Annotated in this window: 23 protein-coding genes; 11 read left to right on the forward strand and 12 right to left on the reverse strand. The window is 72.7% G+C overall.

Annotated features, from left to right (window positions below):
• The first annotated feature begins 40 nt into the window (after positions 1-40).
• The 3 genes from ABD230_RS14550 (at position 41) to ABD230_RS14560 (ending at position 3,444) form a co-directional block, all read left to right on the forward strand.
• The gene (locus tag ABD230_RS14550; protein ID WP_344375900.1) at positions 41-1,282 is read left to right on the forward strand and encodes an ROK family protein; all 1,242 of its coding nucleotides are present in this window, start codon (positions 41-43) and stop codon (positions 1,280-1,282) included.
• A 41-nt stretch (positions 1,283-1,323) separates the two neighbouring features.
• Complete coding sequence (locus ABD230_RS14555) at positions 1,324-2,070, forward strand: maleylpyruvate isomerase N-terminal domain-containing protein (RefSeq protein ID WP_344375903.1); 747 nt, start codon at positions 1,324-1,326, stop codon at positions 2,068-2,070.
• Positions 2,071-2,172: 102 nt separating this feature from the next.
• Positions 2,173-3,444: an endonuclease/exonuclease/phosphatase family protein gene (locus ABD230_RS14560; RefSeq protein ID WP_344375906.1), complete on the forward strand. Its 1,272-nt coding sequence runs from the start codon at positions 2,173-2,175 to the stop codon at positions 3,442-3,444.
• Positions 3,445-3,502: 58 nt separating this feature from the next.
• Here the strand turns inward: ABD230_RS14560 and ABD230_RS14565 are convergent, their stop codons facing one another.
• A complete protein-coding gene (locus ABD230_RS14565) occupies positions 3,503-4,120 on the reverse strand; it encodes a TetR/AcrR family transcriptional regulator (protein WP_344375908.1) in 618 nt (205 codons plus the stop codon).
• A 134-nt stretch (positions 4,121-4,254) separates the two neighbouring features.
• Here ABD230_RS14565 and ABD230_RS14570 point away from each other — a divergent pair, with 134 nt between their 5' ends.
• Positions 4,255-5,094 (forward strand): alpha/beta hydrolase, encoded by an 840-nt coding sequence (locus ABD230_RS14570; protein ID WP_344375912.1) that lies wholly within the window; start codon positions 4,255-4,257, stop codon positions 5,092-5,094.
• Between the two features lie 55 nt (positions 5,095-5,149).
• Here the strand turns inward: ABD230_RS14570 and ABD230_RS14575 are convergent, their stop codons facing one another.
• From ABD230_RS14575 to ABD230_RS14600, 6 genes are all read right to left on the reverse strand, one after another.
• Positions 5,150-5,701 (reverse strand): hypothetical protein, encoded by a 552-nt coding sequence (locus tag ABD230_RS14575; RefSeq protein WP_344375915.1) that lies wholly within the window; start codon positions 5,699-5,701, stop codon positions 5,150-5,152.
• A gap of 114 nt (positions 5,702-5,815) precedes the next feature.
• Positions 5,816-6,439, reverse strand: a complete 624-nt coding sequence (locus ABD230_RS14580; RefSeq protein WP_344375918.1) for a histidine phosphatase family protein — start codon at positions 6,437-6,439, stop codon at positions 5,816-5,818.
• Between the two features lie 89 nt (positions 6,440-6,528).
• Positions 6,529-8,295, reverse strand: coding sequence for a glycoside hydrolase family 35 protein (locus tag ABD230_RS14585; RefSeq protein WP_344375921.1), 1,767 nt, complete (start codon positions 8,293-8,295; stop codon positions 6,529-6,531).
• A gap of 100 nt (positions 8,296-8,395) precedes the next feature.
• Positions 8,396-9,733, reverse strand: a complete 1,338-nt coding sequence (locus tag ABD230_RS14590) for an ABC transporter substrate-binding protein (protein WP_344375923.1) — start codon at positions 9,731-9,733, stop codon at positions 8,396-8,398.
• Positions 9,734-9,828: 95 nt separating this feature from the next.
• Positions 9,829-10,764, reverse strand: coding sequence for a carbohydrate ABC transporter permease (locus ABD230_RS14595; RefSeq protein ID WP_425546245.1), 936 nt, complete (start codon positions 10,762-10,764; stop codon positions 9,829-9,831).
• Positions 10,761-11,711, reverse strand: coding sequence for a carbohydrate ABC transporter permease (locus ABD230_RS14600; protein WP_344375925.1), 951 nt, complete (start codon positions 11,709-11,711; stop codon positions 10,761-10,763). Before ABD230_RS14600 ends, ABD230_RS14595 begins: the two co-directional genes overlap by 4 nt.
• A gap of 114 nt (positions 11,712-11,825) precedes the next feature.
• Between ABD230_RS14600 and ABD230_RS14605 the strand changes: the two genes are divergently transcribed.
• The gene (locus tag ABD230_RS14605) at positions 11,826-12,869 is read left to right on the forward strand and encodes a LacI family DNA-binding transcriptional regulator (RefSeq protein WP_344375928.1); all 1,044 of its coding nucleotides are present in this window, start codon (positions 11,826-11,828) and stop codon (positions 12,867-12,869) included.
• A gap of 55 nt (positions 12,870-12,924) precedes the next feature.
• On the opposite strand, the gene ABD230_RS14610 is transcribed toward ABD230_RS14605, so the two are convergent.
• From ABD230_RS14610 to ABD230_RS14630, 5 genes are all read right to left on the reverse strand, one after another.
• Positions 12,925-16,572, reverse strand: coding sequence for an RICIN domain-containing protein (locus ABD230_RS14610; RefSeq protein ID WP_344375931.1), 3,648 nt, complete (start codon positions 16,570-16,572; stop codon positions 12,925-12,927).
• 403 nt (positions 16,573-16,975) lie between these two features.
• Positions 16,976-17,404, reverse strand: coding sequence for a VOC family protein (locus ABD230_RS14615; RefSeq protein WP_344375934.1), 429 nt, complete (start codon positions 17,402-17,404; stop codon positions 16,976-16,978).
• Positions 17,401-18,945, reverse strand: coding sequence for an ATP-dependent DNA ligase (locus tag ABD230_RS14620; RefSeq protein ID WP_344375935.1), 1,545 nt, complete (start codon positions 18,943-18,945; stop codon positions 17,401-17,403). The genes ABD230_RS14615 and ABD230_RS14620 overlap by 4 nt, the downstream gene beginning before the upstream one ends.
• 91 nt (positions 18,946-19,036) lie before the next feature.
• Entirely contained in the window at positions 19,037-19,324 is a 288-nt protein-coding gene (locus ABD230_RS14625; RefSeq protein WP_344375938.1) for a hypothetical protein, read from the reverse strand.
• Positions 19,325-19,436: 112 nt separating this feature from the next.
• Positions 19,437-20,375, reverse strand: coding sequence for a dioxygenase family protein (locus ABD230_RS14630; RefSeq protein ID WP_344375940.1), 939 nt, complete (start codon positions 20,373-20,375; stop codon positions 19,437-19,439).
• Positions 20,376-20,554: 179 nt separating this feature from the next.
• Here ABD230_RS14630 and ABD230_RS14635 point away from each other — a divergent pair, with 179 nt between their 5' ends.
• The 6 genes from ABD230_RS14635 (at position 20,555) to ABD230_RS14660 (ending at position 24,236) form a co-directional block, all read left to right on the forward strand.
• Positions 20,555-21,034 carry a DUF3806 domain-containing protein gene (locus tag ABD230_RS14635; RefSeq protein WP_344375942.1) on the forward strand — a complete coding sequence of 160 codons (480 nt, stop codon included), beginning with the start codon at positions 20,555-20,557 and terminating at the stop codon, positions 21,032-21,034.
• A gap of 129 nt (positions 21,035-21,163) precedes the next feature.
• A complete protein-coding gene (locus ABD230_RS14640; protein ID WP_344375945.1) occupies positions 21,164-22,186 on the forward strand; it encodes a 1-aminocyclopropane-1-carboxylate deaminase in 1,023 nt (340 codons plus the stop codon).
• Positions 22,187-22,325: 139 nt separating this feature from the next.
• Positions 22,326-22,763, forward strand: a complete 438-nt coding sequence (locus tag ABD230_RS14645) for a GNAT family N-acetyltransferase (RefSeq protein ID WP_344375947.1) — start codon at positions 22,326-22,328, stop codon at positions 22,761-22,763.
• Complete coding sequence (locus ABD230_RS14650; protein ID WP_344375949.1) at positions 22,760-22,900, forward strand: hypothetical protein; 141 nt, start codon at positions 22,760-22,762, stop codon at positions 22,898-22,900. Before ABD230_RS14645 ends, ABD230_RS14650 begins: the two co-directional genes overlap by 4 nt.
• 54 nt (positions 22,901-22,954) lie before the next feature.
• Positions 22,955-23,272 carry a hypothetical protein gene (locus ABD230_RS14655; protein WP_344375952.1) on the forward strand — a complete coding sequence of 106 codons (318 nt, stop codon included), beginning with the start codon at positions 22,955-22,957 and terminating at the stop codon, positions 23,270-23,272.
• A 43-nt stretch (positions 23,273-23,315) separates the two neighbouring features.
• On the forward strand, positions 23,316-24,236 hold the full coding sequence (locus ABD230_RS14660; protein WP_344375954.1) for a 3-methyladenine DNA glycosylase: 921 nt from the start codon (positions 23,316-23,318) through the stop codon (positions 24,234-24,236).
• Positions 24,237-24,325 lie beyond the last annotated feature (89 nt).

Below are 24,325 nucleotides of genomic sequence, written 5' to 3' on the forward strand. Positions count from 1 at the left end.
GTCGTAAATAATGGCCGAGGACGACGGAAAGGTCAAGCGCGTGGACGAGAACGGTGCGGCGACGTCGCCGCAGGTGCTGCAGCGGGTGAACGCGAGACGGGTCCTCGAGTACGCCTGGCGCACGGGCGCCTTCACGGCGAGCGACGCGATGGCGGCGACGGGACTGACCCGCTCCACCGTCATCGGGGTGTGCGACGAGCTGCTGCGGCAGGGCTGGCTCGACGAGCTCGGCGATGCGCGCGCCGTCGGGGCCTACACCAAGGGCCGGCCCGCGCGTCGCTACGCACTTCGGGATCGCGCCGCGGTGGTGATCGCCGTCGACGCGGGCCACGATCGGATCTCGGCCACGGTCGCCGACCTCCGCGGCACCCCGATCGGGCGGAGCAGCACCGTGATCGCCGCGGTCAGGCCCGACCGGCCCGAGCGGCTGGCCGACGCCGGCCGGCGACGCGCACTCGTCCGGGCCGCGATCGACGAGGCCCTGGCGGACGCCCGGGTCGACCCCTCGACCGTGCTGGCGATGACGGTCGCCGTACCCGCGCCGGTCGATCGCGACGGCGCCTCGCCCGCCGAGAACCCCTTCTGGCGACTCGCCAATCCGGGGTATGCCGAGCTCGTCCGTGAGGACGCGGCGCTCGTGACGATCGAGAACGACGCGAACCTCGCCGCAGTCGCCGAACGATCGGCTCCCGAGGGCGGCGGTCGCGACGTCGACTCGTTCATCGCGCTGATGAGCGGCGAGGGCATGGGCGCGGGACTCATGATCGACGGGCGGCTGGTCCGCGGCCGTCGCGGCGCCGCCGGCGAGCTGCGGTTCCTCGACCACGTCCAGGGCGTCGGCTCGCCCGACGGCCTCGCGTTGCTCGCGCGACGGTGGGCCGTCGAGGCCATCGAGGCGGGCGCGGGCGACGGTCCGCTGGCGAGGCTCGACCCCGCGACGCTCGACCAGGCCGCGGTCGCCGACGCCGCGGCATCCGGCGACCCGACGGCCGTGGGCATCATCGACCGGCTCTCCGAGCGGCTCGCGCGCATCTGCCTCGTCCTCGGCGACCTGCTCGACGTCGACCGCGTCGTCGTCGGCGGTGCCGTCGCGGAGTCGCTTCCCGAGGTCGTCGAGCGGGCGGGCCGCATCCTCGAGGAGAGCGACGACCCCACCGCGCCGGAGCTGCGACGTTCCGCGCTCGGCGACGACAGCGTGACGATCGGCGCGATCGAGCACGCCCTCGCCGCGGTGCGGAGCCGCGCGCTCGACCTGACCCCGTCGGCACGCCCGGCGGCCTGATCCCGCGTGCGCGCGCGTCGCGCCCGCGGCAGGATGGGGGCATGACGTCCCTCAGCGACCTGCGGGCCGCCGCCTCGGCGTTCGGTGCCGCCGCCCGCCTCACCGATCCCGAGGCCCCGGTGCGATCGGCGATCTGGCCGACCGCCGGACGCCTCGTCGACCACCTCGGCAACATCCAGCACTGGGCCGCGGAGCAGGTCCGCACGGGCGAGGCCGCCGATCGCCGCGAGTTCCGCCGGCCGGCCGACGCCGAGCGCCTGACCTGGTTCGCCCAGGGCGCCGAGCAGCTCGTCCGCGTGCTCGAGTCCTCGGATCCGGAGCGCACCGTGCCGATCCTGTACGGGGCGCGCGGACCGGCGCGATTCTGGCGACGACGGATGGCGCACGAGGCGACCAAGCACCTGTGGGACCTCCGCACCGCGCTCGACGCCGACCCGCGCTTCCCCGCCGAGGTGGGAGCGGAGGGCGCGGCCGACGTGATCGACGAGTTCGGCGAGGTGTTCATGGCGGAGGCGCGGCGCCGGGGCATCGCACCGCTGCCGGGCACGGTGGCCCTCGTGGCGGCCGACACGGATGACGCGTGGCGCGTGACGCCCGGCTGGGTGCTCGAGCGGCTCACGGGCGGCGCCGACACCGCGGAGCCCGTGGGCGCGACGATCACGGGCGCGCTCGGCGACCTCGTGCTGCTCCTCTGGGAGCGCGCCCCGCTCGAGGCGCCCGGACGGTTCGACGTGGACGGGGACGCCGCGGCGGCGACCGCGCTCGCCACCACGCGCGTGCACCTCTGAGCAGGTTCCGGTCGGCCCCGCTCGTTCGCGCGGGGTTCTTCCGGCGGCCACCCGGACGTCCTACCGTGGGCCGCATACGGAACCGCCAGCAGAGGAGCTCGCATGTCCACGAGACGATCCGACCGTTCCCGATTCGCACGCCGCGCCCCGCTCGTCGCCGCCTCGGTCGCGGCCCTCGCGCTCGGGGCGGGCGCCGTGGCCGCGCCCGCGCAGGCCGCGCCGGGCGGCACGCCGGGGCGCGCCGACACCGTCCGCGTCGCGACGTACAACCTGTCGCTCAACCGCAGCTTCGAGGGCCAGCTCGTGGCCGACCTGTCGACGGGCGCGAACGCGCAGGCGAAGACCGTCGCCGAGATCATCCAGCGCGCGAACCCCGACATCGTGCTGCTCAACGAGTTCGACTACGTCGAGGGCGGCGTCGCCGTGGACCTGTTCCGCGACAACTACCTCGAGGTGTCGCAGGGCGGGGCCGACCCGGTCGAGTATCCGTACGCGTTCGTCGCGCCCTCGAACACCGGCGTGCCGAGTGGGTTCGACCTCAACAACGACGGCGTCATCGGCGGCGGCGACGACGCGTTCGGCTTCGGCTTCTTCCCCGGCCAGTACGGCATGGCCGTGCTCTCGAAGCATCCGATCGACGAAGGCGCCGTTCGAACGTTCCAGCACTTCCTGTGGAAGGACATGCCCGGGGCCCTGCTGCCGGACGACCCGAGCACGGAGGCACCGGCCGACTGGTACTCGCCCGAGGAGCTCGACGTCTTCCGCCTCTCGAGCAAGTCGCACTGGGATGTCCCGGTCATGATCGGCGGACGCACGGTGCACGTGCTGGTCTCGCACCCGACGCCGCCGACGTTCGACGGCGCCGAGGACCGCAACGGCACGCGCAACCACGACGAGATCCGCTTCTGGGCCGACTACGTGAGGCCGGGCGCGGCCTCGTCGTACATCTCCGACGACGCCGGCGCGACCGGCGGCCTGAAGCCCGGCTCGTCCTTCGTGATCCTCGGGGACGAGAACGCCGACCCGGTCGACGGCGACTCGACGGATGACGCGATCCAGCAGCTGCTCGAGCACCCGCGCATCACCGACCCGCTGCCCACGTCGGAGGGCGCGGTCGAGGCCTCCGCGCTCCAGGGCGGCGCGAACCTGACGCACGTGGGGGACCCGGCCTACGACACGGCCGACTTCAACGACAACCCGGCGCCCGGCAACCTGCGCGCCGACTACGTGCTGCCGTCGAAGGACCTCCGGGTCGCCGACGCGGGCGTCTTCTGGCCGGTCTCGTCCGATCCGCTCTCGGCGCTCACGGGCACGTTCCCGTTCCCGTCGAGCGACCACCGGCTCGTCTGGGTCGACCTGCACCTGCGCGGCTGACCTGCGACGACGAGAGCGGCCCGCCCCCGTCCGGGGGCGGGCCGCTCATCGATGCCGGTCAGTCCTGCACGTCGGACTCCCCCGCCGGGTCGTCGCCGATCGGCACCCCCGCAGCACGGTGGGCGGATGCCACGAACGCCGGCCGCACGCGCTCCCAGCCGTCGAGGTAGCCGCCGACCATCGCCGCGTCGCGGGCCAGCACGAGCTCGGCCGCGCCGAGCTCCGGGTCCGGTGCGCCGGCCGCCTCGAGGACGTGCCGCAGCTCCGAGCGGAACCACTCCCGATGCGCGCCGACGGCGCGGCGCACGCCGCTCGACGGGTCGGGGTACTCGGCGGCGGCGTTGATGAACGGGCAGCCTCGGGTGTGGTGGCGGGCGACGTCGTCGGCGAGGCCGTCGATCACGAGGCCGACGAGCTCGCGCGGCCCGGCTCCGCTCGCTTCGGCGGCCTCGAACGCGCCGCGGATGTTCGCGTCCTCGACACCGAGGTAGGCCTCGACCAGGTCCTCCTTGCTCGGGAAGTGCCGGTAGAAGGTCGCGCGGGTCACCCCGGCCGCGCCGACGATGCGGTCGACGCCGACCGAGTGGATGCCCTCGCGGTAGAACAGCTCGCTCGCGGTCGCGAGGAGTCGCTCGCGTGCGGCGGAGGCGCCGGTCGGGGTCGTCCTGGTGGCCATACCCAACATGATAGAACGATCTTTCTCTTTTTGCTTGACACTCGTGGGCGTGAACGCGTATCGTTCGGGAATACCAAGACAGAACGATCGTTCTACTTCTCATGGCACGACCGAAGACCGAAGGAGCAGGCACCATGAACGCGCAGGACACCGGCAAGCCCCCCATCGTCCTCATCCACGGACTCTGGATGACGCCGAAGAGCTGGGACACGTGGGCGGAGCGGTTCCGCTCGCTCGGCCACGACGTGATCGTCCCCGGCTGGCCCGGCATCGACGACCGCTCGGTCGCCGACATCCGATCGAACCCCGACGCCCTGAAGGGCATCGGCCTCACGCAGATCGCCGACCACTACGAGCGCCTCATCCGCGCGCTGCCGCGGAAGCCGATCATCATGGGCCACTCGTTCGGCGGCGTCATCACCCAGATGCTCGCCGACCGCGGGCTCGGGGTCGCCTACGTCGGCGTGACGCCCGGCCAGACCGCCGGCATCACGACCCTGCCCGCGTCGACCCTGCGCACCGGCTTCCCGATCCTCTCGAACCCGTTCGACCGCAACGGCGCGCGCCCGATCTCGAAGGGGCACTTCCACTTCACCTTCGGCAACGACCTCAGCCGCGAGGCATCCGACCGCATCTGGGAGGACTTCGCGGTCAACAGCTACAACCGCGTGTTCTTCGAGGGCGTCGCGTCGACCGTGAACGAGCGGGGCGGCGTCACGCACGTCGACTACGGCCGCGCCGACCGCGCGCCGCTGCTCGTCATCACCGGCGAGATCGACCACGTCGTGCCTCCGGCCATCGGTCGCGCGATCGTGCGCAAGTACCGCCGGACCGGCAGCCCTTCGGTGGTCGACTACCGCGAGTTCCCCGGGCGCACCCACCGCATCGTGAGCCAGGACGGCTGGCAGGAGGTCGCCGACTTCGCCCTCGACTGGGCGCTCGAGCACGCGGAGGCCCAGCCCGCGACGGCGTGACCCCTCAGGCTGCGCGCCGGTGCACTCCGAGGCTCCGCGAGCGCAGAGCGAGACGTCAGGCCGCTCCGGGCAGGCCGGGCCCGAATCGATCGGGCACGGCCTTCACCACGCCCGGCAGCCACTCCCGCACCTCGGGCCACGCCCGCGCGGTCGGCAGGCGGCGGATGAGGCCGGCCAGTGGCTGGTCGCCCGGCTCCCACGGCAGCACCCGGTTCGGCGACGCCGCGGCCACGACGCCCAGCCACCAGTGCATCCAGGTGCCGCGCAACGACTCGGGCTCGAGCACGACGTAGTAGTCGGGCACGCGCAGCTCGTGCCGCGCGACGGCGTCGACGACCTGGTCGATCTCGAGCTGCAGGACGCCGAGCGTCGACTGCTCGTCGTAGAACTCGACCCAGGCGGAGGCCACGTGCCCGAGCGGGTCGCGGTCGTGCACGACGAAGGGCGCGTGCGACGTCGACGACCACGTCACGACCTCGGCGTCGGTGGCATCCGTCATCTCGGCGAACGTCGCGCTCTCGACGTTCGCGAGCCCCGCGAGGGAGCCGATCGCGGCGATCGACTCGTCGCCGACGACGACCAGGGTGGTGCTGCCGGGTGCCTCCATTTCCGGATCATACGTCCGGCGGGAGCGGCCGAGGGAGGGGCGTCATCGGCCCGTCGCACGATCGTTCCGAGATCGCAACACGCGAGCGGATGCCGCGCCGCGAGGCCGCAGGCCTCAGGCGGTGCGGCCGAGCTCCGCGTCGGACGCGGGCGACGGCAGCAGCCACGGCAGCACCTCGTCGAACGGCGCACCGCCGACGGTGAGCACGCGCCACGCGGCATCCGCACGCTCCACGCGCGACACCGAGAGGTTGTCGAGCTTCGGGTAGCTGCGCGCCACGTGGCCGCTGACCTCGCCGAGCAGGTGCCGGATGAGGGTGCCGTGCGCGACGGCCAGCACGCGCGCACCGCCGTGCTCGTCCGCGATGCGGTCGAGGGCGCGCACGCCGCGCGGGCCGACCTCGTGCTCGGGCTCCTTGCCGGGGAACTCGCGCCCCGGCCAGCGCTCGTCGATCTGCGAGACGAGCGTGCCCTCGGCGGCGCCGAAGTCCTGCTCGACCAGGTCGTCGTACTCCCCCACGACTTGCAGGCCGAGTCCATCGGCGAGGATCGCCGCGGTCTCGCGCGCGCGACCGAGCGTCGAGCTGACGACGACGTCCCACTCGTTCGGATCGAACGCGCGGACCGCGTCGGCCGCCTGCGTGCGGCCGGTCGAGTTCAGCGGGATGTCGGTGCGGCCCTGCATGAGCCCGTCGAGGTTCCAGTCGGTCTGGCCATGGCGGATGAGGGCGAGCTGCATGGCGTCCAGCCTATGCGGCGGCGGCTGGACGGATGCCGGGGGCGGCGGCGCGTGCGCCGACCGCACCCGTCGACCGCGGCATCCGCCCGTCAGATCTCGGTGTGGCCGAGCCTCGGCCCGGAGACGAACCGCACCTCGGGCGCGGCCATCGCCTCGAACTCCAGGACGGCGACCTTGTTGCGCCCGCTGCGGACGACGGGCGACGGCACGATCAGGGTGCGCTGCGGTCCACGACGCCAGTACCGTCCGAGGAGGAACCCGTTGACCCAGACCAGCCCCTTGCCCCAGTGGAGGGTGTCGAGGAACAGGTCGACGGATGCTGCGGCCTCGAACTCGCCGTGGGCGAGCACCGGACCCGCGGCGAACTCGGACGGGCCCAGCCTCGCGAGCTCCGGCAGCCGTTCGAGCTCCAGCGGGCGCGCAGCCCAATCGGCGATCGGCGAGCCATCGAGTGCGACCCCGCCGATGAGGCCCTTGTGCTCGCCGATCCGCGGGCCGTAGTTGACCCGTCCCTGGTCCTCGACGACGATCACGAGTTCGCCCCGGGCGTCCGGCAGCGCGACCGCCCGTTCGTGGGCGTCGCGCGACATCACGCCGACGGGCGCCCCGTCGAGCAGCACCCACGCGCGGTCGCGCACCTCCTCGCCGACGGTGAGGACGCCCGGGCCGCCCCGGGTGAGCCGGGTCGCGAAGAGCACGACGCCTCGGTCCTGGCCGAGGTCGTCGAAGCTGGGAATCCGCTCGTGCCGCGACTCGTCGCCCAGCCGCGGCGCGACCTCGAGGAGCGAGGGCCCGACGGCGAGCGGTGCGGTGAGCTCCGGCGCGGGCGGCGCCGCCTCCGGCACTTCGTCGGGCACGGGCGCGTACCTCGCGATCACGTCCCGGAACGCCCAGTACTTCGCCGTCGGGTGACCGGCCTCGTCGAGCGGGGCGTCGTAGTCGTAGCTCGTCGTGATCGGCGCGTAGCGGCCCTTGTCGTTGGCGCCGCTCGTGAGCCCGAAGTTCGTGCCGCCGTGGAACATGTAGACGTTCACCGAGCCGCCCGCCGCGAGCAGGGCGTCGAGTTCGGCGGCGGAGGCCGCGGCATCCGTCGTGTGATGGTGGGAACCCCAGTCGTCGAACCAGCCGCACCAGAACTCCATGCACATCAGCGGGCCGGTCGGCTGGAACTCGCGCAGCGTCGCGAGGCGCTCGGTCGTGCGCGAGCCGAACGAGCCCGTGAGGTGCAGGCCGGGCAGGCTGCCGTCGGCGAGCATCTGCGGCGTCGGCTGGTCGATCGTCGTCAACGGCACCGTGATCCCCGCTTCGCGGGTGACCCGGACGAGCTCGGCGAGGTACTCCTTGTCGGAGCCGTAGGCGCCGTACTCGTTCTCGATCTGCACGAGGATGACGGACCCGCCCGCATCGACCTGTCGTGGTGCGACGATCTCGTACACGCGGCGGAGGAAGTCGGTGACAGCGGCCACGAACCGGGGCTCGGATCGGCGCACGCCCACCTCGGGGTCGCGGAAGAGCCACGCGGGCAGGCCGCCGTTGTCCCACTCGGCGCAGATGTACGGCCCGGGGCGCACGATCGAGTGCATGCCCTCCGCGGCGACCAGGTCGAGGAAGCGGCCGAGGTCGAGCCCGCCGTCCGCGCGCCACCGTCCCGGCGCGGTCTCGTGCTCGTTCCACGGCACGTACGTCTCGATCGCGTTCAGGCCCATGAGGCGCGCCTTCCGGATCCGGTCGGCCCACAGGTCCGGGTGGACGCGGAAGTAGTGCAGCGCCCCGGCCAGGATCCGGTGCGGACGGCCGTCCAGCTCGAAGTCGGTCTCGCCGATGGCGAAGCGGCTGGCGCTCGGACGGTCGGTCATGGGGATCCGTTCGTGGAGGGGGTGCGGGCGGGGGCGGAGGTCCGGTGGGAAGTGGCGCGGGGCCGGCCGGAGGCTCCGGCCGGCCCCGCGCCCCTCGTGGCTACTCGTCGACGGAGAAGCCCTGGTCGTTGCCGTACTGCACGAGCTGCTCCTGCCAAGCGGCGAGGCCCTCGTTCAGGTCGGTGCCGTTCGCGTAGGACTGGCCGACGGTGTCGCCGTAGATGCTGTTCGCGTACACCTGGTACGGCAGGTAGGACCAGCCGGACGAGACGTCCTTCGACGCCTGGGTGAGCACCTCGTTGATCTTCTGGCCGCCGAAGTACTCGGACTCGTAGCCCACGAACTCCGGGTCGTCGAGGTCCGCCGTGGTCGACGGGAAGCCGCCGCTCTGGAGGAAGACGTCGATCGACTCGGGGTCGCTGTTCAGCCAGCGCAGGAAGGCCGCCGCGAGCGCCGGATTCTGCGACTGCTTCGTCACGGACTGCCCGCCGCCGCCGTTCTCGGCCGCGACCGGCGTGCCGTCGTACGTGGGCATGGGGGCGACGCGCCAGTCGCCCGCGGCGTCCGGGACGCTCGACTCGAGCACGCCCGGCATCCAGGCGCCGATCACGAGCGACGCGATCGAGCCGTCGGCGAGGCCCTTGAACCACTCGTCCGACCAGCCGGGGGTCGTGGCGAGGAGATCCTCCTCGACGAGCTGGTTCCAGACGCCGGTCCACTGCTGGGTGCCCTCGTCGGCGAGGTCGATGGTGATGTCGGTCCCGTCGATGCCGAACGGGCGGCCGCCGGCCTGCCAGATCATGCTCGTCGTGAAGCCGGCGTCGCCGGTGTCGGACGTGATGTACTTCGACGGATCCGCAGCGTGGAGGTCGCGAGCGGCCTGCACGTAGTCGTCCCAGGTGGCGGGCACGTCGATGCCGTACTCGTCGAACACGGTCGCGTTGTAGAACAGCGCCATGGGGCCGGAATCCTGCGGGAGGCCGACCAGCTCGCCGTCGACGTTCACCGCGCCCCAGGTGGACGCCGAGTACTGGTCCTCGAGCCCGTCGAGGCCGTACTGCGAGAGGTCGACGAGCGCGTCGGAGAGCGCGAACTGCGGGATCGCGTAGTACTCGATCTGCACGACGTCGGGGGCGCCGGAGCCCGCCTTGATCGCGTTCTGGAGCTTGGTGTACTCCTCGGTGTTGGTGCCGGCGTTCACGAGCTCGACGTCCACGTTCGGGTACGCCTCCTCGAACGCCGCGACCTGCGCCTCGGCGCTCGGCGTCCAGCTCCAGTAGGTGATCTTGCCGCCCTGCTCGAGGGCGGCGTCGAGGTCGTCGGCCGAGCCGGCGGCGGCGTCGGAGCCGCCCGCCGAGCACGCCGCGAGCGAGCCGACGAGCGCCGCGGCGGCGACGACCGACAGGGTCCGCCGGGCGGCGGATCGGGTGATGCGCATGGGATGTGTCCCTTCACTTCGTTGTGCCATGTGTTCCGGGGCAGGACGCTCCGGTCGAGCGGGCTGGGGGTGGTCCGCCGCGCAGTGCCGCTCGGTCACTGCTTGACGCTTCCGGCGCTGAGCCCGGACTGCCAGAACCGCTGCAGGCCGAGGAACGCGACGACGATGGGGACGATCGTGAGCAGCGAGCCCGTGATCACCAGGTTGTAGATGGGCTGCGCGCCGACTCCGGTCGCCTGCGCGTTCCACTGGTTGAGGCCGACCGTGAGCGGGTACCACGTGGGGTCGCTCAGCATGATCAGCGGGAGGAAGTAGTTGTTCCACGTCGCGACGACGGTGAACAGCAGGACGGTCACGATGCCCGGCGAGAGCAACCGGATCGAGATCGTGAAGAACGTGCGGAGCTCGCCGGCGCCGTCGATGCGTGCGGCCTCGAGGAGCTCGGTCGGCACCGAGTCGACCGCGTACACCCAGATCAGGTAGAGCCCGAACGGGCTGATCAGCGACGGGATGATGATCGCCCACGGAGTGTTCGTCAGCCCGAGCTGGCTGAACATGAGGAACGTCGGCACGGCGAGCGCGGTGCCGGGCACCGCGATCGCGCCGAGCACCACCGCGAAGATCGCGCGCCGGCCGGTGAAGCGGAACTTGGCGAGCCCGTAGCCGGCGAGCGTGGCCAGCAACGTGGCGCCGCCGGCGCCGACGACGACGTAGAGCAGCGTGTTGCCGAACCAGCGCAGGAAGATCCCGTCGCGGTAGGTCAACGTCTCCCAGATGTTCTGGAACAGGACGAAGTCGTCGTCGAACCAGAGCCCGAAGCTGGAGAACAGGCCGGCCTGGGTCTTCGTCGCGTTGATCACGAGCCACAGCAGCGGCACGAGGCTGTAGACGACGAAGATGCCCATCATCAGCGTGAAGGCCACGGACTTGCGCGGCTGCAGCGGCGAGACGTGGCGCCGGCGGCGCGGCGCGGCATCCGTTCGACGGGTCGTCTCCACCACGGGGGCCTCGCGGACGGCGGTGGTGCTCATCGGTCCTCCTTGCGCGAGCCGCGCAGTTGCACGACGTAGGCGATGACGGCCGTGATGACGCCCATGACGATCGCGACGGTGGCCGAGTAGTTGTACTGCTGGCCGGCGAAGGAGAGGTTGTAGGCGTACATGTTCGGCGTGAAGTACGTGGTGATGATGTTCGGCGCGAGCGTGCGCAGGATGTTCGGCTCGTTGAACAGCTGGAAGCTGCCGATGATCGAGAAGATCGTCGCGATGACGATGGCCCCGCGGAGCGCGGGGAGCTTGATGCCCGTGACGACGCGGAACGGCCCGGCACCGTCGAGCTCCGCGGCCTCGTACAGGTCGGCCGGGATGACGCGGAGCGCCGAGTAGAAGATCAGCATGTTGTAGCCGACGAATTCCCAGGTCACGATGTTGCCGATCGAGACGAGGATCCACTCCCGCGCGAAGGGCCTGAGCACCGTCGAGCCGAGCCAGTCGTTGATGTTGGCGGCGAGGCCGAAGTTGTCGCCGTACATGAAGCCCCACATGAGCACCGCGACGACCGCGGGCACCGCGTAGGGCAGGAAGATCACGATGCGGAAGAAGCCCGAGGCGTGCAGTCGTGCACTGTCGATGGCGAGCGCGGCGACCAGGGCGAGGGCGAGCATGATCGGCACCTGGATCACGAGGAACAGGGCCACGCGGCCGAACGACTCCCAGAACTGCGGGTCCTGCAGGAGCGCGACGTAGTTGTCCAGGCCGACGAACGCGTTGCCGCCCACGAGCTGCTCGCGGAAGAGGCTGAGGGAGATCGAGTAGACGACCGGGGCGATGAAGACGAGGAGGAACACCACGAGGAACGGGGCCGTGAACGCCAGGCCCTTCCACTCGCTGCGGCTGCGCATGCGCCGGGTGCGCCGCGAGCCGCCCGGCGTCGTCGACGCCGCGGCGAGCGCCGGCGCGGCGGGGGACGTCGTTGTCATCGAATCTCCGATCAGTCGCCATGTTGACGTCAACATCGCGTGGGGAAACCGTAGCATGTTGACGTGAACATGCGCCAGTCTGGGCGTAGTAGTCGCATGACGAGGAGCCAACCGATGACGACCATGACCACCCCCGGCACCCCGCTCGGCGGGCGCCGACGAGGACCGTCGATGGCCGACGTCGCCCGCGAGGCCGGTGTCTCCGGGCAGACCGTCTCGCGCGTGGCCAACGGCCGCACGAACGTCGACGCCGAGACCCGCGCCCGCGTCCTCTCCGCGATGGAGAAGCTCGGGTACCGGCCGAACAGCGCGGCCCGCGCGCTGCGTACCGGCCGCTTCCGCAGCATCGGCGTGATCATGTTCACGCTCTCGAGCTTCGGCAACATGCGCACGCTCGACGCGATCGCCTCGGCCGCCGAGGAGGCCGGATACTCGCTCACCCTCATCCCCGTGCCGCACCCGACCCGCGGCGAGGTCTCCGTCGCGTTCGACCGCCTCGCCGACGCCGCCGTCGATGGCGTGATCATCATCATCGAGGCGCACCTGCTCGACGAGAGTGACGTCGACCTGCCGCCGGGCCTTCCCGTCGTCATCGTCGACTCGACGGGGCACGACCGGTTCTCGGGCGTCGACACGGACCAGGCGCACGGCGCGCGGCAGGCGACCGAGCACCTGCTCGGCCTCGGCCATGCCACGGTGTGGCACATCGCCGGGCCCGAGCGGTCCTACTCGGCGACCCGCCGCCGCCAGTCGTGGGAGGAGACCCTGCGCGCGCACGGCGCCGAGGTCCACGCCCCCCTCGTCGGCGACTGGTCGGCCGAGTCCGGCCACGAGCTCGGCCTGCGGCTGGCCGCCGACCCCGCCGTCACCGCGGTCTTCGCCGCCAACGACCAGATGGCGCTCGGCGTGCTGCGCGCCCTGCACGAGTCGGGCCGCGCGGTGCCCGCCGAGGTGAGCGTCGTCGGCTTCGACGACATGGAGGAGGCGGCGAGCTTCTGGCCGCCGCTGACGACCGTCCGGCAGTTCTTCCACGAGGTCGGGCGCCGCTCGGTGGAGTCGCTGCTGCACGAGGTCGAGTCGGGCGAGCGCCGCGAACCTTCCCTCGTCGACACCGAGCTCGTGGTGCGCGAGAGCACCGCGCCGCCGCCCGGCGCCTGACGACCGAGCGCCCGGCCCCCACGGGGACCGGGCGCTCGCGTCCTGCGCTGACGCGTCAGGGTTGGCGCGAATTCGCCGAGACGATGCGGCCGCCGTCCGCGTCGGCCGTCGCGGACTGCACGCCCTCCGCCTCGACGGTCACGCGCACGCTGAGCAGCTTGCCCGCGTCGCTCGTGACGGGCGTGTAGCTCTGCCCGGTCGCCCCGTCGATGGGCTCGCCGTTGCGGAACCACTGCCACGCGATCTCGCCGTCGCCCGGATCGGTGGTCGCGGTGGCGACCGCCGGCGTGCCGACGCGTGGGCGGTCGACGACCTGCAGGTCGGCGATCACCGCGTGCCGGCGGACGGTCACGGTCGTCACGGTCTGCGAGGCTCCGTCGGCGGCCGTGACCGTCACGGTCCCCACGCCTCCGTTCGCCGTCGTGGGCTGGGCGATGCGCACCGTCGCCGCCGAATCGATCGCGATCGCGTCGAGCACCGGCAGGCGCCCGCCGTCGACGTCGACGTCGTAGGCCGTGACCTCGGGGTCGAAGCCGTCGACACCCTCGCCGTCGAGGCGCAGCGCGGCGACGGCGCTGACCCCGGCCGGCCCGGGGACCGACTCGAAGAGCTGCACCTCGGAGACGATCAGGTGCGTGTTCGGGTAGGCGTTCATGACCACCCGCACCCCGGTCGCCGTGGTCGGCGCGAACTCGGCGGTCACGACCGGCGCTGTGCCGTCCGTCGGCGAGTCGACCGGCTGGAACTCCTCCCAGCCCGGCGCCGGCGCCCACGCGCCGCTCGCGTCGCGGAGCTGGACCTGCATCGTCTGCGCCCAGCTGCTGGTGCCGTCGCGCCAGAAGTGCACGGTGACCTGCTCGACCTCGTGCGCCGCGAACTCGTAGGTCAGCGTGCTCTGCGCAGGCTTGTCCGTCGGGACCCAGTTCGACCAGCCCTTGTCGCCGACCACGCCGTTGCGCGTGCGATCGACCGGGTAGCCCGACTCGGTCGAGCTCGCCGACGCCGTCACGCCCGCGTCGGGTGCGAAGTTGCGCAGCGTGCCCTCGGTGACGAACACCGAGAGCCGAGCGGGCAGTTCCTCGCCGTCGGCGGTCGCGATGCCGTCGACGCCGACGACGCCGACCTCGACGAACGCGTCGGCCGCCAGGTCGCTCCAGTCCCACGAGACCGGCACTTCGAACGCCTGCTCCGACGCGCCGACGTGCGCGGGGACGGCGTCGGGCGCCGCAGCCTGCACCCCGGCGAGGCTCGCCCCGCGCGCCACGGTCACCGACACGGGATCCGTCGCGGTGAGCCCGCCCACGTCGACCGCGGCCGTCACCCGGACCTCCTGCCCGAAGACGTCGGTCGCCGAGCCGGGCACGTCGACGCGGCCGCGCTCGGCCCAGGCCGAGGCATCCGGCATCGTCCACTCGACCGGCACGGCGACGCCGGCGCCCCACGCGTAGCGCGGCGCGACGGCCGCCGGCAGCACGGGCTCGACGCCGACCAGCGTGCGCGCCGCGACCGCCTGGTCCGCGCGCAGGGCGAGGTCGCGCGGTCGCCACGACTGGTTGCCGCCGCCATTGGAGCCGTAGACGCCGACGGTCGCGTTCTCGGCGGTCGACTGCCCGCCGACGTCGAGCGCGAGGCCGAGCGCCTCGTTGACGAGGGAGTAGGCGCGGCCGTCGGTCGTGTTGACGATCCAGCGCGTGGCCGCGTCGCCGGCCGCGGCATCCGCTCCGATCGCCCGCAGGTCGGTGCCCGACGCGGTGGCGCCGAGGATACGGCCGTCGGATGCCTCGAGCACGACCCGGCGGGTCGCCTCGCGCTCGCCCGGCGCGACCTCGTGCACCGTCCACGCCTGACGCGCCGCGAGCGACGGCTCGGTCGCGAGCGTCGTGATCGTCGTCGCGGGCGAGGCGCCGGCGGTGAGGGCCTTCGCGCTCTGCGATCCGACGAGCTGGACGAGGTGGCCGTCACGCAGGCCGGGCGCGTCGCCCGCCACGCCGGAGACGCCATCGATGACGAAGGTCGTGATCGACTTCGCCGGCACGGTGACGGCGGCGGTGCGCGACTCGCGGTCGATCGCCACCGCGTCGCCCGCGACGAGCGCCGAGGCGGTCGGGTTGTCGGCCGATGCCGCCTGCGTCGTCACGTAGGGCGTCACGGTGCCGCCCTCGGCGATCTCGCCGAACCGCGACAGGTCGAGGGTGACCTGGCGCTCCGACGCGCCCGTGTTGCGGTGCACGACGGTCGCGCCGGTGCCGTCGGCGCGCAGCGCCGCGGTGCTCGAGAGGTCGTCCACCGGGATCAGGCGGTCGCCCTCGTGGATGAACTTCGTGAAGTTGCGGATCGCGTTGAACTTCGAGTTCACCTCGACGCCGCAGGGCGCGACCGCAGACGAGTCGCCACCCGCGTCGGCCACGCGGCGAGCGGACTTCCACACCTCGGCGCCGCCTTCGTCGTAGGGGCGGCAGTCGAGGTCGATGAAGACCGAGCCCCAGTTCAGGTTCTCGCCCTGCGGCTGCATGTTGTACAGGTCCTCGACGGGCTGCCAGAGCACCCACGCCTTCGGCTCGAGCTCGCGCAGGTCATCGATGATGCGGCCGGCGATGCCCAGGCCGTTCTCGATGTTCAGCGGGTCGTATCCGCTGACCCAGCTGCCCTCGATCTCGCTCATCCAGAGGTCGGTGTCGGCCTGCTTCGCGAGGTCCCGTACCGTGAGCCGGCCGGACGTGCCGTACGTGTGCACGTTCATGCGCTCGAGCGCCTCGCGCGTCGCAGCCGGGTACGCCGCCCAGTTCCTCGCGAAGATGCCGGGGTTCGTCTCGTCCATGGCGGCGACGCCGGCATCCGTCGTGGTGCCCTCGGCGCCGAGCTGCGCGGCGAGCGCGTCGACGAGCTGCACCTGGCGCGCCGGGCCGACGTGCATGCCCTCCTGGCGTCCGCCGACCGGCACCCCGTCGCGCAGCTGCGTGCCCCAGTAGTTCGTGTTCGGCTCGTTGAGCGGGTCGATCGTGTCGACGTCGATGCCGTACTCGTCCTCGAGGTGCTCGGTGACGCGCACGAGGTACTCGGCGAAGTCGTCGATCGCGGCGGGCTTGAGCTGCTCGGCCGAGGAGTTGAAGCCGCCGGAGACGTAGCCGCTCTCGGTCATGAAGTACGGCGCCGAGTTCGCGAAGGTCTCCCAGTGCGTGATCCGACCGTCCTCGGCGAGGCGCTGCACCCACCAACGCTGGGTCGCGTCGGCGTCCCAGTCGTACGATGCAGGGTCTCCCGAGTCCCACGCTGCGAGCACGTCGTCGCGCTCGGCGTAGGTCGTGGCGGCGCCGCCGTGGGTGCCGGCCGAGCCGTCCGGGTCCGGAGCCCACCATCCCTGGACGGCGCCGCCGGCACGGAGGTAGTCGCTCACGTCGGAGGCGTTTCCGCCGCCGATGTTGTACCGCGCGATGTTGAGGTCGAGTCCGTCGTCGCCGAACACCTTCTGGTAGAGCTCCTCGCGGAGCGCCTCGGGGTATCCGCCGGTGGCGTTCGCGAACCAGACGAGGCTCGTGCCCCAGCCCTCGAACTCCTCCCCCGCGTACCAGGGGTTCGGCGTGACGGTCATCCCGTCCGCCGCCTGCGCCGGTGCGGCGCCGGCGATGGGGGCTGCGACCAGCGCCCCCGTCGTCAGCGCGGCGCTCGTGATGAGCGCCGCGAGTCGTCTGCCCTGCATCCTCATTGACGTCGTCCTCTTTCGCCTTCGAAACGGTCCGTGCAGCCGAGCATGTTTACGTCAACACACTCGAGTGCCGACTGTACATGTTCACGTCAACATGCAAAAGGGTCCGATGCGCGCATGCCGCGGGGCAGCCGGGTCGCCGGGGCCACCCGGGGGCCAGGCCGAATTCGCAGGATGAGCGGCGACATGGGGCCCGAGGGAGCGGTGAACGCCGTCTCGTCCTGCGAATTCGGATGAAGGATGCGGATGACGGATCACCTCACGGAATCGGGCGCCCCGATCGGCGAGGCGTGCGCCCGCGGGCGGGCAGCCGGCCGGCGCGAGCCGGCAGGCGCGAGTCGGGAGGCGCGAGCCGGCAGGCGCGAGCCGGCAGGCGCGAGCCGGGACGGCGACGTCTGCGCCGTCAGTCGAGTTCTTGGAACAGCGTCAGCTGCAGCCCCGCCGGCCCGCGCAGTCGCGCGTTGACCGACCGCCACGGCGTCTCGCGGGCCGACGCCTCGAGTTCCGCCCCCGCGTCCACCAGCTCGCCGGCGACGGCCGCGGTGTCGTCGACCTCGAGCGCGACCCGGATGCGATCGCTGCGGCCGCCGTCGGTCTCGACCCGGTCGATGAACCGCACCTGCGCGGGGTTCGACAGTTCGAGCGTGGCGCGGCCGGCGTCGAGGATGCGCACCTCGGCCCCGTCGTCGCCGCTGTACGACTCCTGCTCGGGCATGCCGAGCACGTCGCGGTAGAAGGTCAGCGCGGCCTCGAAGTCCGCCGCCTCGACGACGAGCCGGAGCTGCCGCACCCGCCCTCGGCCGTGCCCGGTCGTGTCCGCGGCATCCGTCATGTCGCTCCCCCTTCGTCGGCGCCGCGCAGCAGCGCGCGCAGCGACTGGATGGTATCGGCCTCGCCCGGCCCCTTGTCGTCGCGGTAGCCCTTGACCCGCGCGAAGCGCAGTGCGATGCCGCCCGGGTACCGGCTGGAGCGCTGCACGCCGTCGATCGCGATCTCGACCACGGTGATCGGCTCGACGAAGACCGCGTGCGCGGTGCGACGGGTCTCGATCTCGGGGAACCGCTCCGTCTGGAATCGCAGGAGGTCGTCGGTCAGGCCCTTGAACGTCTTGCCGACCATGACGAAGCCGCCCGGCTCGCCGAACTCGCCCTGCGGGTCGCGCGCACCGAGGTGCAGGTTCGACAGCCAGCCGGTCCTGCGACCGGACCCCCACTCCGCCGCGAGAACGACGAGGTCGAACGTGAGCACGGGCTTGACCTTGATCCAGCTCGCGCCCCGGCGGCCGGCGGCGTACGGCGCCTCGACGCCCTTCACCACGATGCCCTCGTGGCCCGCCGAGAGTGCGTCGCGGGCGACGCGCTCGGCGACCTCGGCGTCGGCGGTGACCCGGCCGGGGATGCGATGCACGCCCGCGACGCGTTCGAGCTCGGCGAGTCGGGCCGCGAGCGGCTCGTCGATGAGGTCGCGGCCGTCGACGTGCAGCACGTCGAAGAACCACGGATGCAGCACGACCTCGCGGGCGGCCTCGGCGCCGAAGCGCGACATCGTCTCCTGGAAGGGTCGGGGCGCCCCGCCCTCGTCGAGCGCGAGCGTCTCGCCGTCGAGGATGAGCTCGCGCGCGGGGAACCCGCGGACGACCTCGACCACCTCGGGCACGCGGTGCGTGATGTCGGCGAGGTTGCGCGTGAACACGCGCACCTCGTCGCCGGATCGGTGCACCTGGATCCGTGCGCCGTCGAGCTTGAACTCCACGGATGCCTCGCCGACCTGCCCGATCGCGGCCGTCGCGCTCGGCGCGGTGCCGGCGAGCATCGGCAGCACCGGCCGCCCCACGAGCAGGCCGACCGCCTCGAGGTCGCCCGGGGCTCCGGTCAGCGCGATGCGCGCCGTCTCGCCGAGGTCGCCCGAGAGCATCGCGGCCCGGCGCACGATGTCGCCCGGGCGGTCGGCCGCCCGCGCGATCGCGTCGGCCAGCACGCCCTCGAGTGCACCCGACCGCAGCTCGCCGAGGATCACGCGGGCGATGAAGTCCTGCTCGCGGTCGGTCGCCCGGGACCCGAGGTCGCGGAGCACCGACGTGCGCTCCGCGGCCGAGCCCGATCCGGCCGCGGCGGCGAGCCGGCCGAGCGCGTCGTCGACGTCGAGGACGGTGAGCGTCGGCGCCTCCGCGGGATCGCCCATGCCGCCCTGCAGCGTGCGCCAGCCCACGCCGACGCGGCCCTGGCGCGGCTTCGCGGTGAGGTAGCCGACCGCGGGCACGATCTCCGCCGGGGCGAGCGCGGAGAGCAGCTCGGCGAGCGCGTCGACCTTCGCGAGCCGCGACCGCGTGGAGGCGACCCGCCCGACCGTCGCCACGAGCTCGTCGAGCAGCACGCGACCATGGTCGCACCGCCCGCCGACATGCGGCGGGCGGTGCGGAGCCCACGACGCGTCCGCCACGCACCCGCGCAGCGGAGGGCTCGCGTCAGCAGTGCGTGGCGTCGTTGCCGTCGAGCGTGGCGAGCAGCGAACCGAGGCCTCCCGGACCGTCGACGCCGAACAGGCGCGCGACGTTCCCGATGCCGAGGCGCGGCTCGTCGAACGAGCTGGAGTGGGCGCCGAGTCCGCCATCGGACCGTGCGGCCTGCGCCGAGACGACGCCCCAGCAGTTGCTGCCGGCCGCCTGCTCCGCGGCGACGGCGGGCGTGGCGAGGGCGAGGGTGGCCGTGACGCCGAGGGCGGCCGCGGCGGCGGCGAGTGAGCGAGTACGCATGATGAACCTCCTGATCACGGCGGTCGGGTCGGCCGCCATGGGGGGTTCGCAGCGCAAGCGGAATCGGATTGCCGCCGGGCCGTCCGGCCCGCGGGCCGCCAGCCGCCGCCGGTCAGACCCCGATCGTGAGTGCCGCGGTGTAGCCCGAGGAGGCCGAGCCCGACATCGATGCGATCTGGTGGATGCCGCCGTCGTCGCCGAACACGTTGTCGCTCGCCAGGCTCACCCGGGCGAGGTTCTGCACGCTCTGCTCGTACCCGCTCGTCGCGTACACGGCCGTGTCGACCTCGGCGGGCAGGGCGATCTGCGACGTCTTCACGATCGGGCCGGAGGCGACGGCGTTGGCGACATCCGCGTACACCTCGAAGTGGATGTGCGGCCAGCGGCCCGCGTAGCACGCGGGGAAGATCGACGTGAAGCTCACGGTCCCCGAGTCGTCGGTCGCCTGGACGCCGCGGAGGTAGTTCACGTCCTCGAGCCCGGGGCTGTAGAGGGAGTACCTCCCCTCCCGATCGCAGTGCCAGAGGTACACGCCGGCGCCGACGACGGCGCTTCCGGTCGCCGCATCCCGGACCGTCAGGCGGATGGTGAGCGGCACGCCCTCGGCCACCGCGGACGACGAGCCGAACGCCGAGCGGATGTCGCTGCGCACGATGCCCGAGTCGTCGAGCACGTTGACGCCGTTGGAGCCGTCGCCCGGGTACGGGCCCGCGGTCTCGTCGGGCACCTCGTCGACCGGACCGGATGCCGCGGCGGTCGCGCTCGGCGAGGCGTCGGCGGTCGCGGACGGCGAGGCGCTCGCGGCCGACCCCGAGGACGCGCCGGCCCCGTCGGTCGCCTCGCTCACGCCGCACGCGGCGAGCAACGACGTGAGCCCGACGCCGCCGAAGATGCCGAGCGCGCGACGCCGGTCGATGAGCGTGCGGATGTCGTAGGTGAGCCCGCGGTGGTCCTCGTCGATGGGCTCGCCCTGCTCGTCGACCCATCGCGGGTCGATGGGTCGCGGCTCGACCCGGTCGGGGCCGGTCGTCCGGCTCGCGTCGTCCACCATCGCGGTCTCCTCGTCTCGTCGCGGGATGCTGGCGACCACGCTGGCGCGGGCGCCTGTGCGCGCGCCATGAGGTTCCGATGCGTCGGCGATGACCTGTGCCGGGCGGATGACCCCCACCGGACGGAGGACCTCCTCCGCCCCGGTTCGTCCAGGTCGCCGGCAGGGGGGAGAATCGTCGGGTGCCCCTCTTCTCCCGCCGGACGGCTCCGGTCGACGACGCCCCGCCGATGCCGCGGCTGGTCGAGATCGGCGAGCCGGAACGGGAGTGGATCGACGCGCACGTCGCACTGGTGGCGGATGCCGGCGCGGATCCGGAGGACGTCGAGCAGATGGCCGTGCTCTACGAGCGCTGGTCGGCCGGGTGGCGCCGCATCAACCCGCCCGAGCGCGACGATCCGAACATCATGCTGAACGCGCTGGGCACCGCCTTCGGCGAGTACGTCGCACGCCGCACGGGCCTCTCGTGGCGCCTCGCCGAGCACGCCACCGGCGTGGAGCTCGCGCTGTACCAAGCGCGCGGGCAGGTCCTCGTGCACCCGATCGGCATCGTCGCCGAGCAGTGGCGCGCCGAGGAGCCGTCGGGCACGTTCCTCGTCGAGGCCGCCGAGCGGCTGACGCAGGCGCGTCGTCTCGCCCACGGCGAAGGCCGGCACCACTGACCTGAGCGGTCGCGGCGGCCGTCGCTTGACGGATGCCGCGGCATCCGCTGCAATATATTGCATGCCGCCCGGCGGCGTGCACCACCTCGACGTCGAGGACCCCTCCCACATCAGCGAACAAGGAGCACCATGGCCCTCGCCGACTTCCCCCGCCACCAGCTGACGTTCGGGCCGAGCCCGATCCACCCCGTCGACCGCCTGAGCGCGCACCTCGGCGGTGCACGCGTCTGGATGAAGCGCGAGGACGTGAACTCGGGCCTCGCCTTCGGCGGCAACAAGACCCGCAAGCTCGAGTACCTCGTGCCTGACGCGCTCGCGAAGGGCGCCGACACGCTCGTCTCCATCGGCGGCGTGCAGTCGAACCACACGCGGCAGGTGGCCGCGGTCGCCGCGCACCTCGGCATGAAGGCCGTGCTCGTGCAGGAGCACTGGGTCGACTGGCCCGACTCGGTCAACGACCGGGTCGGCAACATCCTGCTGTCGCGCCTCATGGGCGCCGACGTCCGCCTCTCCCCCGCAGGCTTCAGCATCGGCTTCCGCGACTCGTGGAAGCAGGCGATCGAGGATGTCGAGGCCGCCGGAGGCACGCCGTACGCGATCCCCGCCGGCGCGTCCGACCACCCGCTCGGCGGCCTCGGCTTCGCCAACTGGGCGCACGAGGTGACGGCGCAGGAGGAGTCGCTCGGCGTCGTCTTCGACACGATCGTCGTCTGCTCGGTCACCGGGTCGACGCACGCGGGCATGATCGCCGGCTTCGCCGACCTCGAGCAGAACTTCGGCGGCCGGCCACGCCGGGTGATCGGCATCGACGCCTCGGCGAAGGTCGACGAGACCCGCGACCAGGTCGCGCGCATCGCGCGGAGCACCGCCTCGACGATCGGCCTCGGCCGCGACCTGCGCGACGACGAGATCACCGTGCTCGAGGGTTGGGCGGGCGAGTACTACGGCATCCCGGTCGAGTCGACCGACGAGGCGATGCGCCTGACGGGCAGCCTCGAGGGCGTCATCCTCGACCCCGTCTACGAGGGCAAGTCGATGGCCGGCCTCATCGAACTCGTCTCCTCGGGCGACATCCCGAAGGACTCGAACGTGCTCTACGCCCACCTCGGCGGCCAGCCCGCGATCAACGCCTACTCGGGCCGCTACCACTGACCCGCGCCCCCGCCCCGGCCCTCGCCCGCCCTCGCCCTCGCCCTCGCGACGTGACACGAATCGACGCCCACCGCGTCGCCGGCGAGCGGTTCGCGTCACCTCGCGGCGCCGCCGCCGACGGGTGCGGGAGGATGGGCGGATGGCAGACGGCATCCGGTACTCGAGCGACGCGCGCGACCTCGATCGGGCGCGCGTGCACGAGTGGATCTCGGAGCACGCCTACTGGGCGCTGGGCCGGCCGCGCGCGGTCCAGGACGCCGCCATCGACGCGTCATGGAACTACGGCGCGTACGACGCGGTGTCGGGCGAGCAGCTCGGCTACGCGCGCGTCATCACCGACGGCGTCACGTTCGCCTGGCTGTGCGACGTGATCGTCGCGCCGGAGGCGCGCGGGCGCGGCGTCGGCGCAGGCCTGGTCGGCTTCGTCGTCGGGCAGCTCGAGCCGCTGGGACTGAAGCGGATCGTGCTCGCCACGGGCGATGCGCATACCCTGTACGAACGATTCGGGTTCGAGCCGCTCGCGCGACCCGAGCAGTGGATGATCCGCGGAGGCAACGCCGTCGAGGGGGCGACATGACCGGACACGAGGACGCGCACCACGTCTCGCACGACCGCTACGAGCAGCTGAAGGCCGAGTACTGCCGTCGCTGCGGCGTCCACTTCGACGCGGCCTCGGCCCATCTGCACGAGGGTCACCACGACGACCACGCCTGATCCGGCGAGGTCGGCGGGCCCACGGATGTCGGCGGCCGGCGCTAGCGTCGGCGCATGGATGCACGTGCGCGCGGGCGCGAGCGCCTCGCCGAGGCGGCCGCCGACCTCATCTCCCGGCCCGACGTCTCCGTCGGGCGCATGTTCGGCTCGGAGGGGTACTCCGTCCGGGGCAAGCTGTTCGCGTTCGTCGAGCGCGGCGGCGACCTCGTCGTGAAGCTGCCCGAACCGCGGATCGCCGAGCTCGAGCTCGACCCGATGGTGATGCGCGGGCGTCCGATGCGCGAGTGGGCGGTCGTGCCGTTCGCGCGCGACGACGAGTGGTCCGCCATCGCGGGCGACGCCTTCGCGTTCGTCGACGAGCTCACGCCCTGACCGGGCTCGCCGCACGCTCAGGGGGGCCGCCTATCCTCGACGGGTGTCCTCGTCCACCGCACCCGTCGCCGCGCCCGCCCGCGTGCTCGACGCGGTCGACTGGCGCGAACGCGAACGGGCGCATGCCGAGCGGGCCGACGCCCTGACCGAGGGCCACCGCGACCGCCGGTCGCGCGGGGAGCGGCATCCGATCGAGGACTTCCTGTTCACGTACTACTCGTACTCGCCGTCGCTGCTCCGCCGCTGGCACCCCGGCGTCGGCGTCGAGCTCGCGGATGCCGCGGATGACGCGCGAGCGGGCTGGCGCTGGTACGTCGCCGGCGCAACGCCGCGCGGGCTGGTCGTCGACGCCGACGGCATGCTGGCCGAGAAGGGTCCGATGCTGCGGGCGGTCGAGCGGATGCTGCGGCTCACCGCCGCACGGCCCGCGCAGTTCGGCTGCTTCGGCCTCCACGAGTGGGCGATGGTCTACCGGCAGCGCGAGCACCGGCATCCGGTGCCGCTCCGCCTCGGGCAGGCGGCGACCGACGAGGTCGTCGAGGCGAACGACATCCGCTGCACGCACGTCGACGCGTTCCGCTTCTTCACGCCCGACGCGGTGCCGCGCAACCGGTTCTCCCCCACCCGGCAGGACCAGCCCGACGTGGAGCAGCCCGGCTGCCTGCACGCGAACATGGACGTCTACAAGTGGGCCGTCAAGCTCGGCCCGCTCGTTCCCGGCGAGCTGCTCCTCGACGCGTTCGAGCTCGCCCGCGACATCCGCCGGCTCGACATGCAGGCGTCGCCGTACGACATGGCGACGTGGGGCGGCGAGCCCGTCCGCATCGAGACGCCCGACGGCAAGGCCGAGTACGTTCGCCGGCAGCGCGGGTTCGCCGGGCGCGCGAACGCGCTCCGTGCCCGGATCCTCGACGCGTGGCCCGGCGACGGGACGGACGTCGCACCCGCCCGGTCCACTCGATGACGCCACGCACCGCCCGCTGTCGGTCGGTCGGCCGGCGGTGTTAGCATCCGGAGGCGCGCACCGCTTCCGGCGGTGGGCGCCGCTCGACG

It is taken from the genome of Agromyces tropicus (assembly GCF_039531345.1).
Taxonomy (GTDB): Bacteria; Actinomycetota; Actinomycetes; order Actinomycetales; family Microbacteriaceae; genus Agromyces; species Agromyces tropicus.